Genomic DNA, 12,602 nt, shown 5'->3' with positions numbered 1-12,602 from the left:
GCCAGCAGACGACAGGTTACTGGCAGCTACCCGGACGATACTTAGCCGGGATCGAACCGCCGCAGGTCCAGCCCACAGTGCCATTGGTCGAGTTCAGCGAGGCGGTCAGGGTGATGGTCGAAGTATCGACGCCGGCACCAATGCCCTGCGCGGTTGCGGTGATGACCGAACCGTTCCAGCCGACGCTGCTCACGTACTTCGACGACTGGGCCTCGTAACCACTCCAGCCACTGCCCGGCAGCGAGTTGTTCGACGACGCATATTCAGCAACGGCAGTGCGCAGGGCCGAAGCCGCCAGCACGACTTCCGAGACCTTCGACTTCTTGGTGTAATCGGAGTACGCCGGCAGCGCGATAGCGGCCAGGATGGCGATGATCGCGACGACGATCATCAGTTCGATCAGGGTGAAGCCCTTCTGGTTCTTCATGGTGGTACATCCCCAAGATAAGTGGTGGTTGATGTCGGGGGTGGCGACCGACCGGCCAGATGGCCGGATGAGCAGGCTGCCCGTCCCCGCGGGTGGATCAACGCAGGTTACGTGCCAAACTGCCATGGCAGCGTCTCCCCGATTTCCCCGCGCCAATGATGGCAGCAATTTCGCGGATGGGAACCCCCCTGAGATCAATCTGCGATGGACGCGGCAATGTGACGCGGTACGTCACCTTTCGTCTCGTCAGGTCGAAAACCCTGCGCGGCGTCACGCCAGCAGGCTCCCCGGACGGCCTTGAACCGGCTACCATCGCCGGTCAGGATGCCCGCCTGGGGATGGCGGGCCTTGGGGAGCCAACATGTCTGTCAGTCGCAATGCGATCAAGAAAGAGCCCGTGGCGCGTAGCACCATGGAGCTGCAGCCGTTTGTCTGGGAGGGGACCGACAAGCGGGGTATCAAGATGAAAGGCGAGCAGTTGGCGAAGAACGCCAATCTGGTGCGCGCCGAACTACGCAAGCAGGGGATCAATCCCGGCCAGGTCAAGCCGAAGCCGAAGCCGCTGTTCGGCGCAGCTGGCAAGCCGGTGAATGCCAAGGACATCGCTTTCTTCAGCCGGCAGATGGCCACGATGATGAAATCCGGCGTGCCGATCGTCTCGGCACTGGAAATCATTGCCAGCGGGCACAAGAACCCGCGCATGAAGAAGATGGTGGATGGGATCCGGGCTGACATCGAGGGCGGTTCTTCGCTGAACGAGGCAATCAGCCGCCATCCTGTCCAGTTCGACGAGCTCTACCGCAACCTGGTGCGCGCAGGTGAAAGCGCCGGTGTGCTGGAGACGGTGCTGGACACCATCGCCTCCTATAAGGAGAACATCGAAGCGCTGAAGGGCAAGATCAAGAAGGCCCTGTTCTACCCGGCCATGGTGCTGGTAGTGGCCTTTCTGGTAAGTACCATCCTGCTCGTATGGGTCGTCCCTCAATTCGAAGAAGTCTTCACCAGCTTCGGTGCGGACCTCCCGGCCTTCACAAAGATGGTCGTGGGACTATCTCGATTCATGGTTAGCTGGTGGCTGCCCATCGTGATCGTGATCGTCGCTGCGGTCGTTGGAACGATCATGGCCTACAAGCGGTCGCCAAAGATGCAGCATGGCTTGGATCGGGCCATCCTGAAGGTGCCGGTGATCGGCCAGATCATGCACAACAGCTCGATCGCTCGTTTCGCCCGGACCACGGCGGTGACCTTCAAAGCGGGCGTGCCGCTGGTTGAGGCGCTGGGCATCGTGGCCGGCGCCACCGGCAACAAGGTCTACGAAGAAGGCGTGCTGCGCATGCGCGACGACGTCTCGGTCGGCTACCCGGTCAACATGGCCATGAAGCAGTTGAACCTGTTCCCGCACATGGTCATCCAGATGACCGGCATCGGCGAAGAGGCCGGCGCCCTGGACGCCATGTTGTTCAAGGTGGCTGAATACTACGAGCAGGAGGTCAACAATGCCGTGGATGCCTTGAGCAGCCTGCTGGAACCGATGATCATGGTGTTCATTGGTACCATTGTCGGTGGCTTGGTCATCGCGATGTACCTGCCCATCTTCAAACTCGGCGCCGTCGTCGGCTAAAGGTATCAATGGCATTTCTCGACCAGCACCCCGGCCTCGGCTACCCCGCCGCGGCCGCCCTGGGACTGCTGCTGGGCAGTTTCCTGAACGTGGTCATCCTGCGGCTGCCCAAGCGGCTGGAGTGGCAGTGGAAGCGCGATGCGCGCGAAGTCCTGGAGGAACCGGACTTCTATGAACCACCCCCACCGGGGATCGTGGTCGAGCCGTCGCACTGCCCGCACTGCAAGCACAAGCTGAGCTGGTACGAGAACATCCCGCTGTTCAGCTGGATCATCCAGGGCGGCAAGTGCCGCCACTGCAAGGCGCCGATCTCGCTGCAGTACCCGCTGGTGGAGGCGCTGACCTCGGTGTTGGTGCTGGCCTGCGTCTGGCAGTTCGGTTTCGGCTGGCAGGGCTTCGGCGCGATCGTGCTGACCTGTTTCCTGATCGCCCTGTCCGGCATCGACCTGCGAACGCAGCTGCTGCCCGACCAGTTGACCCTGCCGCTGATGTGGCTGGGGCTGATAGGCAGCATCGACAATCTGTACATGCCGGCCAAGCCCGCCCTGGTGGGCGCGGCGGTGGGTTACCTGTCGCTGTGGACGGTCTGGTGGCTGTTCAAGCAGCTGACCGGCAAGGAAGGCATGGGCCACGGCGACTTCAAGCTGCTGGCGGCCCTGGGCGCCTGGTGCGGGCTGAAGGGCATCTTGCCGATCATCCTGCTGTCGTCGGTGCTGGGCGCCATCATCGGCTCGATCTGGCTGTACAGCCGCGGCCGTGACCGCGCCACGCCCATCCCGTTCGGGCCGTACCTGGCCATCGCCGGCTGGCTGTACTTCATGTGGGGTGCGCCACTGGTGGAGCAGTACCTGGTGATGAGCGGGCTGCGCTGAGGGGAGTCCCCATGAGCCGCTATGTGGTTGGCCTGACCGGCGGCATCGCCTCGGGCAAGAGTGAGGTGACCCGGCGCTTCGAGGCGCTGGGGATCGTGGTGGCCGACGCCGATCTGGCTGCACGGGCCGTGGTGGCTGCCGGCAGCCCGGCGCTGGCCCGTATCGCCGAGCGTTTCGGCGCCGACATGCTGCTGGCCGACGGCAGCCTGGACCGGGCCCGGCTGCGCGCCCATGTGTTTGCCGACCCGGCCGAGCGGACGGCACTGGAAGCCATCACCCACCCGGCCATCCGCCTGCTGATGCAACAGCAGTGCGAGCAGGCCGCCAGCCCCTATGCAATTGCCGCCATTCCGCTGTTGACGGAGGTTGGTGGGCGGCAGGCCTATCCGTGGCTGGACCGGGTGCTGCTGGTGGATGCGCCGGAAGCCGTGCAGCATGCCCGGCTGATGCTGCGTGACGGCATCGACGCCGCGCTGGCCGACCAGATGATTGCCGCCCAGGGCAGCCGCGCGCAGCGCTTGGCGCTGGCCGACGATGTGGTGGTCAATGATGGGCAGCCGGAAGACCTGCAGGTGCAGGTGGAACGGCTGCACCTGCGGTATCTGGAGTTGGCTGGGGGTTGAGGCCGGGTTGCCGGCCAGCGGCCGGCACTACCGAAGCGCGTCCATGCATGGCGTGGATCTACTGATCGGGCGTCCATACGGGGCGTGGATCTACTGTAGAGCCGAGCCTATGCTCGGCTCCGGGAGCCCAAGGCAGCCGAGCATGGGCTCGGCTCTACACGGACGTCAGGGCCAGGGCCGACCAACGCCGGCATCTACCGTTTACAGTGGCTTCGGCGAGAACGTCAGGGTGGCGATCACGCCGCGTTCGCCGCCGGGGCGCACGCTCACCTGCCAGCCGTACAGATCGCACAGGCGGCTGACGATCGACAGGCCGATACCACCGCCCTGCGAATGGCCGGCATGGGTGCCGCGGTAGCCACGCTGGAACAGCTTGGCGGCATCTTCTTCGCTCAGGCCCGGGCCACTGTCGGTCACCGACACCGAGTTGGTACCGACGAACACGCGTACCTCGCCGTCCTGCGAGTACTTCACCGCATTGCCGATCAGGTTGCCCAGCGCCACCGACAGGGCCGCTTCGGGCGCATCGATCACCAGGTTGCGCTCCCCTTCCAGCAGCAGCTCCAGCGGCTTGCCGCCCAGCTGTGCGCGATGTGCATCGAGCAGCTGCTCGGCCACGCGGGCGACGTTGCTGGTGCCCTGCCCGCGCTCGTTGCGCGACAGCAGCAGCAGCGCGCCGATCAGGTCACTGCACTGCTGTTCGGCGCGCTGGATGCGCTGCAGGCGCTGCAGCACCTTCTCGTCCAGGCCGGGCCGGGTCAGCAGCAGTTCGGTGGCGCCTCGGATCACCGCCAGCGGCGTGCGCAGCTCATGGCTGACGTCTGCATTGAACTCGCGGTCGCGCTGCACCACTTCGGTCAGCCGCGAGGAATAGTCGTCCAGCGCCTGGGCCAGCTGCCCCACTTCGTCGTCGGGGAAGCGTGGCGCCAAGGGTTCGGGATCACTGGTGCCGCCGCGATAGGCACGCAGCCGCGCGGCCAGGTCCGACACCGGCTTCATCACCTTCGATGCCGACCACCAGCCCAGCACCAGCGACAGCACGCTGAACACCAGCACCGACAGCACCAGCGCGCGGTTGAGCTGCTTGCCGCCACGCACGCTGTCGGTCATGTCGTAGGCGAGGAAGAACCAGGCGTCATTCGCTTTGCGTACGGCGAGCTTGTAAGCGTAGGGCTGTCCTTGCTCGTCGGTGCCGCTCAGGTTGTAGTTGCCGTTCTGCAGATCGGCCCATTGCGGCCAGGATTCACGCGCCTTGTCGAACTTGTCGGCCGAGTAGGCGTATGCACGGATCTGCTGCACAGGCACGGCCGGATTGCGCCCTGGGTGCTCATAGAAGCGGCGGGCGTACTCTTCGATGTTGTGGTTGATCACGTCCTCCACCAGCTGGTTTTCCACGCGCATGCGGGCCCAGTTGGTGGCGAACGCGAACAGTGTTGTCAGGCAGAAGCCCAACAACACGAACGACACGATGATGCGGCTGCGCAGGCGTCGCCGATACGGCGTGCGTCGGCGCTCCCCCTTGGCTGCCACGGAATCAGGCTTCCGGGGTGGCGATGCGGTATCCGATGCCATGGCGGGTCTGGATCAGCGGCACTTCAAACGGCTTGTCGACCACCGCACGCAGGCCATGGATATGCACCCGCAGCGAATCCGAATCGGGCAGCTCCTCGCCCCACACGCGGGTTTCCAACTCCTGGCGGGTCACCACGGCCGGGGCCGCTTCCATCAGCGCCTGCAGGATCTTCAGCGCGGTCGGGTTGAGCTGCAGCAGCTTGCCCTGGCGGCGGACTTCCAGCGTATCCAGGTTGTATTCCAGGTCGCCGGTTTCCAGCACGCGGGTCTGCACGCCCTTGCCGCGGCGCGACAGGGCATTCAGGCGCACTTCCACTTCCTGCAGCGCGAACGGCTTGATCAGGTAGTCATCGGCACCGGAATCGAAACCCGCCAGCTTGTTGTCCAGCGAATCCCGGGCAGTCAGCATCAGTACCGGCGTCTGCTTGCGCGCTTCATTGCGCAGCTTGCGGCACACTTCGATGCCGTCCATGCCAGGCAGGTTGAGGTCCAGCACGATCGCGTCGAACTCGTGCACGACGGCCAGGTGCAGGCCAGTGACACCATCGGCCGCGAAGTCCACGGTGTGGCCACGATCCTCAAGGTAGTCGCCCAGGTTGGCGGCGATGTCGCTGTTGTCTTCGATTACGAGAATGCGCACTGGAACCTCTGGTTCTTGAAGGGTCGTCGGGGGGCCAGGCCCACCCCTGCAGGATGGACCTGCCTGAGTGGACGCGACGTCTACCTGCTGAACGATACAGGTTCCATTCTTAACATTTCGTACCGGCGCCGCGACCGGCGCGAATGGCCTGGGCCGGGGCCGTCGGTCAGCGGCTCATCCGCTGCTGGTCGGTCATCGCGCGGCGGCTTTCTTCCTGGGCCTTGCGGCGCTGGGCCACGGTCAGGCAGACGCTCTGCGGCATGCTGCTGCCGGTCAGGCGCTCGCGGCGGCAGATCATGCGGCTGTCGGCATGGGCACGGGTCATGATCGTGTTGACGATCTCCTGCTCGTTGAAGACGTCGTTACGCTCCTGCGGCGCAAGCTCATCAACCTTCTCGCGGCCATTCATCTTGATCTTGATGCGGTTCAGTGCCTGCTGCACCCGGCTCTTGTCCTCCAGCCCGATCTCGCTGTAGTCCTCGCTGCCGATGGCCGCTTCAACGCGGCGGATCTGCTCGGCCACCGGTGCGCCGCCGTCCATCCGAACGCCTTGCTTCTCGGCCTTGGCGTGCACAGTGGCAACCAGGCCCAGCGACAGCATCAGGGCCAGCGTGGTCTTGCGGTACATAACGCACTCCAGGTTCTTCCATGAATGGGGACCAACTTTACGACTCCGCCGATGCGCCCACAAGGGACGCTCGGCAGGGTGACCGTTGGCGATGCCTTGCGATCAGGGCTTGTAGTTGTTGAAGCGCTGGGTGTCGTTGAGCGTCTTGCGGCTTTCTTCCTGCGCCCTGCGGCGTTGCGCCACGGTCAGGCAGACACTCTGCGGCATGTTGCTGCCGGTGCTGCGCTCGCGACGGCAGACCATGCGGCTGTCGGCGTGGGCGCGGGTCATGATCGTGTTGATCACTTCCTGGTCGTTGAAGACCTGGGTCTGGTCGTGGGGGCTGAGCTGCTCCACGTGCTGGTGGTCACCCACCGTCAGTTTGATCCGACCCAGCGCCTGCTGCACCCGGCTCTTGTCCTCCAGGCCGATCTCGCTGTAGTTCTCTGAATTGATCGCCTTCTCGACTGCCTGGATCTGCTCGGCCACCGGTGCCTTGGCGTCGAACTTCACTTCACTCTTTTCTGACTTCGCCTGCGCCGTTGCGGCCAGGCCCAGGCACACCATCAGGGCAATCGGGGTCATGCGTTGCATCACTACCTCCATGTTCGTCCATGATTGAACGGCTAGAAACGGGAATCTGTCGATGTGGCCATGCGCAGCGCAAGGCAGGTGTGGGACACGGGGATCAGCGCCCGGAAGGCGGAACGAGGTTGCTGTAGCTGCGCTGGTCGTTGATCAGGGCCTTGCCCTTCTCCTCGATACGGCGCCGCTCGGCCACGGTCAGGCAGCGCCCCTTGGGCATGTTGCTGCCGGTGGTGCGCTGGTAGGTACAGATCTGGCGGCTGTCGTCATGGCCACGGGTCAGCAGGGTGTTGATCCGCTCCTGCTCGTTGAACACGTCGGCCTGCTCCTGCGGTGGCAGCTCCTGCACGGTCTGGCGTTCGCCCATCCGCGAGCGGATCCGCTCCAGTGACTGCTGCACGCGGCTGCGGTCCTCGTTGGACAACTCGGCGTATTCAGGAGTGGCCAAGGCTGCCTCCACCTGGCGGATCTGTCCGGCCACCGGCGCCTGCCGGTCCATCTGTAGGGCGGTCTTTTCCGGCTTGGCGGCAGCCGCGCCGGACAGCCCCAGCAACAACGCGATCATCGTGATGCGGTACATCGCCAGCCTCCGATCCATCCAGGAACGATGCGCGTCACTCTACGGCCGTCACGCGGCCTCCACAAGGGGCCTTCGGCAGGCATAAAAAAGACCCAGGCGGTGCCCCCGCCTGGGTCTGAAGTTGTATCCCGATACCGATCCTGCTGAGAGGCAGAGCTGCGGTTCGCTGAAGCCTACGCCGGCACCGATTAAAGGCTCGTTAAAGCCGGCATCATTTGCCCATGAGAATCATAATTACTTGAAATATCAGGGTTTTCTAAGCTTCTCGACGTGCTCGATGATACGCGTGGCGACATCCACTCCGCAGGCGGCTTCGATCCCTTCCAGCCCAGGCGTGGAATTGATTTCCAGCACCAGTGGCCCGCGCGCGGAGCGGATCAGGTCCACCCCGCACACGGAGAGTCCCAGTGCCTTGGCCGAACGTACTGCCACCTGTTGCTCGGCGCGGCTGGCCTTGGCCGCTACCGCGGTCCCCCCGGCATGCAGGTTGGAGCGGAAATCACCTTCCGGCGCCTGCCGCTGCATGGACGCCACCACCTGGTCACCCACCACGAAGCAGCGCAGGTCGGCGCCCTTGGCCTCGCCAATGAACTCCTGCATCAGGAAGTTGGCGTACAGACCACGCAGGGCCTCGACGATGCCGCGCGAAGCGCTGGCCTTCTCGGTAAGGATCACGCCCCGCCCCTGGGTGCCCTCGTTGAGCTTCACCACGTGCGGCGGCGGGCCGAGCATGGATAGCAGGTCGACGGTGTCATCGGGGTTGTCGCCGAACACGGTGACCGGCATGTCGATGCCCTTGGCCGCCAGCAACTGGTGCGCGCGCAGCTTGTCGCGCGAACGCAGGATCGCATCGGACGGATTGGGGGTGCGTGCGCCCATCAGCTCGAACTGGCGCAGCACGGCGGTGCCATAGCGGGTGATCGAGGCGCCGATGCGCGGAATGACCATGTCCACACCGGTCATCGGCCGGCCCTTGTAGTGCATCGAAAAGCCATCGGCAGCGATGCGCATGTAGCAGCGCAGCGGATCGAGGATGCGTACGGTATGGCCGCGCGCGCGCGCCGCTTCGACCAGCCGGCGGGTGGAGTACAGGGTGCTGTTGCGGGACAGGATGGCGAGCTTCATCGCGGCGGGATCGGACGGCAGGCGCGCAGCATAGCGCGGGCGTGTGGCGGGTGGATGATGCTCTGCGAACGGCGACATCTGCTCGCCTGGCAGTGCTGTGCGAAGATGCCCCTGCCGGCCAATGGACAGGACACGGCCGGCTTGCACAAACCAAGGAGAACCACAGATGCGAATGGGAATTCCGCTGTTGTTGCTGTTTGGCCTGGTGGGAGGCACCGCAGACGTACAGGCTGCGCCGACCCATGCAGTCTCCCGGCTCTACTTCGATGCCAACAACACCCTGATCGGCCAGGGCCTGCGCTACTGCACGGGCAAGACCCAGCACCAGGGCGTTGCCTCACACGCCAATACCCGCTGGATCGATGTTTCCTACGCCTGCCAGGGCGACTCGACCGACGTTTCCTATGGCAGCTGGGTGCCTGCGCAACTGCGGCAGGACTTCTGCACGCTGTACGACGCCTGCACGTCACTGATGCCGTGGCCGGAACCCGGCCTGCCCGGCCCCCTCGGCAACGGCTTCTACTCAGACTGACGGCCCGTAGCCGCCTCACTGTCTCCGGCGATGGCTGCACCGTCGCCGGAGACTCCACCCACTACACCCCGGAGACCTCATGCCGTTGACGATCCTTCCGCGTTTCTCCGAAGTGGATGTACTCGGCCACGTCACCAACACCGCCCTGCCCGTCTGGTTCGAGGAAGGTCGCCAGGAGATCTTCCGCCATTTCAGCCGCGAGGCCAGCATGCGCGACCTGACGCTGATCCTGCGCCGCTACGAGATCGACTTCCTGCAGCAGATACAGCCGGGACACGAAGTGCGCATCCAGACCCGTATCGAAAACATCGGCCGCTCCTCGCTGTCGATCGTGCAGCAGGCGTTCCAGTTCGAGGCCCTGGTGGCCAGCGGGCGCTGCGTGATGGTGCATTTCGACTACACAACCAACGCCTCGCGCGCCATCGATGCAGAGCAGCGCCGGGCGTTGTCAGGGCTGTTTACCGAGGAGTATGCGCAACAGGTGCAGGCGGCAGGCGCATGAGCCATACGGAAGTCCGGTCATACGCACCCGGTACTGCCCGCAGCCCATTTCTTCATCTTTTCCAGCGCTTTCCCGGCCTGCATCGACGACGCATGCCGGAACCTCCTTGTTTGATTCGACGCAGTCTAACCTGTGACCGAGGGCCGCTGATCCGCGCGGGGCAAGCGCAGCGAGAAGCCCCCATCGCGGACACGCACGGCCAATGCGGTTTCCCGCCATTCCACAGGCAGCGCCAATGCCGTATGTGGCGTGGGGATGCGTGTGATCGCCTCGAACGTCCAGTGTTCCTCATAGGCTTCGCAGCAAAGCGTTCCGTCATCGCCGACCGCGATCACATCGATCCAGGCCCCACTCCGGGTCTTGCCGCTGCCGCCCATCGCACGGCGGCCAATGGCCTGCCAACGCCCCTGCCAGTGGACGAGCCATACGCCCTCGATGGGACGCAGATCCCCATCAAGCACGCTTCCCGCCACCACCACGCATCGACCGGACGGGCTGGCAATGACCGTCTCCAGATCGCAGGCGTGACGGTCACTGGGCTCGCCATCAAGACAGAGCGCGTACGGGCAGATGCGCGCGAACAAGGTCGGATGCGCAGTCAGGCGCAGGTCGTCGGGAAGCAGCGGGATGGCCTGCAGCACCCGGGCATCAGGCAGGACATGCCGCAACACCTGCGGCAACCCGGCGGACAGCGCCGGATGCTCCTGTTCCAGCCATAAACCCCGGCAGGGGCGCAGCGTGGTCGATCGACTGGGAATATCCCGCAACCACATCGCGGCTTCGGCATCCCCGCCAAGCTGCCGGCGCTCGTGCAGCTCCTGCCAGAACAGGCTGGGAACAATCGCCAGCAGGTGCATCACCCTCTTGTCCGCTTCGTCGTAGACGATCACCGCTTCGCTGCGATCGCTGTAGCCACTGGCCACGCGCAGCGCGCTTCCTGCCAGCGCCTGCCACTCACTGCTGGCATCGCGACTGCCGTTGGTCGATACGCCTTCAACGATGGCGCCATCGCGCAGCACCTGGGTGCTGTAGGCAGGTCCGCCCATACCCAGCTCGCCCCAGTCCAGCAGCACATCGTGCGTGGGCGGCCGAGTGGCAAAGGGCAGCGTCGCCCGCGAGCGCAGCTGTGCGCCGCCTACGGCATCGCCAACCAGATCGAAGCGCTGCAGCACGCCGCCCAGGGCAAGGCATGCGGCCAGGCCAACGACCACGCCCAAGGGCGACCACCAGGCCACGCAGATGGCGACCCAAGCCAGGAACGGCAGCCATTGGGTATATCGGCGGAGGGTGATGCGATCAACAATCATGCGGGTGTGGTGGCTGTGACTGCGCACCATTCAAACCTTCAATGCACTGCCAGGCAATGGGGTTCGAACCAGCATTGCCGCTAGACTTTCGTTGATGATGGAATCGATGACCACCATGACGGGCCAGAATCTTCTGCAGGACGTGCTGCCGCGATGGCGAACCCTGGCGAAGGCGCCGGGCCTACCGCGCCGCACGTTACGTCTGCCGGATTGGCAGGCGGACTGGAACGCGGGCATGGCCCTGCTTGCACGTCATGCGCGCAATGGCGGTGAACCGGCACAGGATCCGCTGCAGGGGCATGCGGCGCTGGAGCATGCCTACGGCTGGGAAGCAGCCGCCCAGACCGGCAGCAACCTGCTGCTGAAAGGCATCGACCGCGGTTTCGCCCCCACGGCATTGCAGCAGATGCATGCCGACGTAGCAGATCTGTGGCTCGAGCATGCGCGTTTGCTGGCCGTTGCCAGGGACAGCCTGCAACAGCAAGGCCACGACATCATGCTGACCGCCTCGTTGCAGCCACGCACAACGCAGCACTACGAATTCGCACTGCAATTGTTGTCACTGGGCGTGCTGCTGGATGCGCAGGAACGCCTTCCGGCGTTGGTGGAGAAGGTGCTCTGTTTCGACACCGACCGCGTGCTGGACTACCTCAGCGCGCCCGCGCTGGGCCTGGTGGAAGCCAGTGATGAGGTCTTTCATCCGCGACCGTTCGCCGAGCTGTTCGCACCGCTGCGCGACGGTGAAGCGTTCGACCCTTCACTGCTGGCCGGCTACCTGCAGGTGCAGTACCGCGACTTCTTCCTGCTGCCGCCAAAGGCTCAGAAGCGGACCCGGCGCCTGATCGGGCCGAACGCGTGGGGCTACTGGGCATTTGAAGTGGCTGCGCTGGTGGTGCTGTATGGCGGTGACGACGCCACGCTGCGCACCTGCCCCCACTACCCTTCCGACCTGGTGGACTTCGCCCGGCGTTGAGTCAGGCACCCGGCAGGCCGGAAACACCGCCGAATCGATTCTCTTCCTCGTTGCCCGGCAGGAGTATGACAGGAAAGAGGACGAACACACCCAACGGGATGAAGGCGATCACCACGTACCAGCCAGACTCGTCGATGTCATGCAGTCGTCGAACGGCCAGGGCCAGCATCGGCGGAAGGAGGACGATGACCGCGCAGACCGTCATGACACTCCCCAGCGTCCGGAACGGCTCGAAGGCCTCCCAATCGAGCAGCACGGTGCCCGTCAGCCAGTATCCGCCGTCCATCAAGGTGTAGCCCACTGCCATCACAAGGGCAACAGACAGGGAGTACGACCAGAACTCTTTCCGGTTGGATCGCCCTGAAAAATCAAAGCAACGCCTGAGGGGCAAAAGTGCGGGAATCATTCGCGCTCCGGGCAGCGGACGATGGGAGGCAAGGGTTAACGATCTTTTAGCATCCCCAAGCCCAGCACCAACTGAACCCTGCGGCCCGGCGGACCCGGCAGACAGCGGAGGTTGCAGGAGGCCGCCGCGGCAGCCGCGCAGCCGGAGACGCAGCGCGAACTACCGCACATTTCCATAGGCGTGGGCATTCTGAATCGGATCACTGGCTTGCAGCAGTGGCGGATTGGTCG

15 protein-coding genes are annotated in these 12,602 nt (G+C 64.6%); 6 read left to right on the top strand and 9 right to left on the bottom strand.

Translation table 11 applies throughout. The annotated features are described in order from the left end of the window. Positions 1-16: 16 nt before the first annotated feature. On the bottom strand, positions 17-427 hold the full coding sequence (locus AC07M7_RS03445) for a pilin (RefSeq protein ID WP_495206735.1): 411 nt from the start codon (positions 425-427) through the stop codon (positions 17-19). A gap of 361 nt (positions 428-788) precedes the next feature. Between AC07M7_RS03445 and AC07M7_RS03440 the strand changes: the two genes are divergently transcribed. Genes AC07M7_RS03440 through coaE form a run of 3 tightly spaced genes read left to right on the top strand, consistent with a single transcriptional unit; the run spans position 789 to position 3,543 of the window. Further along, complete coding sequence (locus tag AC07M7_RS03440) at positions 789-2,048, top strand: type II secretion system F family protein (protein ID WP_495206734.1); 1,260 nt, start codon at positions 789-791, stop codon at positions 2,046-2,048. An 8-nt stretch (positions 2,049-2,056) separates the two neighbouring features. Further along, a complete protein-coding gene (locus AC07M7_RS03435; protein WP_032128827.1) occupies positions 2,057-2,920 on the top strand; it encodes a prepilin peptidase in 864 nt (287 codons plus the stop codon). Between the two features lie 11 nt (positions 2,921-2,931). Further along, positions 2,932-3,543, top strand: coding sequence for a dephospho-CoA kinase (gene coaE / locus AC07M7_RS03430; RefSeq protein ID WP_495206733.1), 612 nt, complete (start codon positions 2,932-2,934; stop codon positions 3,541-3,543). A gap of 201 nt (positions 3,544-3,744) precedes the next feature. Here the strand turns inward: coaE and AC07M7_RS03425 are convergent, their stop codons facing one another. The 6 genes from AC07M7_RS03425 to rimK form a co-directional block, all read right to left on the bottom strand. After that, positions 3,745-5,073 carry a sensor histidine kinase gene (locus tag AC07M7_RS03425; RefSeq protein ID WP_478473939.1) on the bottom strand — a complete coding sequence of 443 codons (1,329 nt, stop codon included), beginning with the start codon at positions 5,071-5,073 and terminating at the stop codon, positions 3,745-3,747. A 4-nt stretch (positions 5,074-5,077) separates the two neighbouring features. Further along, positions 5,078-5,755 carry a response regulator transcription factor gene (locus AC07M7_RS03420; RefSeq protein WP_005410804.1) on the bottom strand — a complete coding sequence of 226 codons (678 nt, stop codon included), beginning with the start codon at positions 5,753-5,755 and terminating at the stop codon, positions 5,078-5,080. A gap of 166 nt (positions 5,756-5,921) precedes the next feature. Beyond that, positions 5,922-6,383 carry a hypothetical protein gene (locus AC07M7_RS03415; RefSeq protein ID WP_495206732.1) on the bottom strand — a complete coding sequence of 154 codons (462 nt, stop codon included), beginning with the start codon at positions 6,381-6,383 and terminating at the stop codon, positions 5,922-5,924. Between the two features lie 102 nt (positions 6,384-6,485). After that, a complete protein-coding gene (locus tag AC07M7_RS03410; protein WP_495206731.1) occupies positions 6,486-6,956 on the bottom strand; it encodes a hypothetical protein in 471 nt (156 codons plus the stop codon). Between the two features lie 94 nt (positions 6,957-7,050). After that, positions 7,051-7,527 (bottom strand): hypothetical protein, encoded by a 477-nt coding sequence (locus AC07M7_RS03405; RefSeq protein ID WP_046985458.1) that lies wholly within the window; start codon positions 7,525-7,527, stop codon positions 7,051-7,053. Positions 7,528-7,773: 246 nt separating this feature from the next. Then, positions 7,774-8,652: a 30S ribosomal protein S6--L-glutamate ligase gene (gene rimK, locus AC07M7_RS03400; protein WP_012511943.1), complete on the bottom strand. Its 879-nt coding sequence runs from the start codon at positions 8,650-8,652 to the stop codon at positions 7,774-7,776. A 166-nt stretch (positions 8,653-8,818) separates the two neighbouring features. Here rimK and AC07M7_RS03395 point away from each other — a divergent pair, with 166 nt between their 5' ends. Both AC07M7_RS03395 and AC07M7_RS03390 read left to right on the top strand, forming a co-directional pair. Next, entirely contained in the window at positions 8,819-9,184 is a 366-nt protein-coding gene (locus AC07M7_RS03395; RefSeq protein WP_495206730.1) for a hypothetical protein, read from the top strand. A gap of 79 nt (positions 9,185-9,263) precedes the next feature. Further along, positions 9,264-9,686 (top strand): acyl-CoA thioesterase, encoded by a 423-nt coding sequence (locus AC07M7_RS03390; RefSeq protein WP_495206729.1) that lies wholly within the window; start codon positions 9,264-9,266, stop codon positions 9,684-9,686. A 125-nt stretch (positions 9,687-9,811) separates the two neighbouring features. Here AC07M7_RS03390 and AC07M7_RS03385 read toward each other — a convergent pair whose 3' ends face one another. After that, complete coding sequence (locus AC07M7_RS03385) at positions 9,812-11,023, bottom strand: hypothetical protein (RefSeq protein ID WP_495206728.1); 1,212 nt, start codon at positions 11,021-11,023, stop codon at positions 9,812-9,814. Between the two features lie 64 nt (positions 11,024-11,087). Here AC07M7_RS03385 and AC07M7_RS03380 point away from each other — a divergent pair, with 64 nt between their 5' ends. Further along, positions 11,088-11,966, top strand: a complete 879-nt coding sequence (locus tag AC07M7_RS03380; protein ID WP_495206727.1) for a PoNe immunity protein domain-containing protein — start codon at positions 11,088-11,090, stop codon at positions 11,964-11,966. Position 11,967: 1 nt separating this feature from the next. On the opposite strand, the gene AC07M7_RS03375 is transcribed toward AC07M7_RS03380, so the two are convergent. Then, positions 11,968-12,372: a DUF805 domain-containing protein gene (locus tag AC07M7_RS03375; RefSeq protein ID WP_495206726.1), complete on the bottom strand. Its 405-nt coding sequence runs from the start codon at positions 12,370-12,372 to the stop codon at positions 11,968-11,970. Positions 12,373-12,602 lie beyond the last annotated feature (230 nt).

It is taken from the genome of Stenotrophomonas sp. GW821-FHT09E08, from assembly GCF_059416125.1.
The sequence above is the reverse complement of the archived record's forward strand: the minus strand, read 5'-3'. Positions and strand labels throughout refer to the sequence as shown.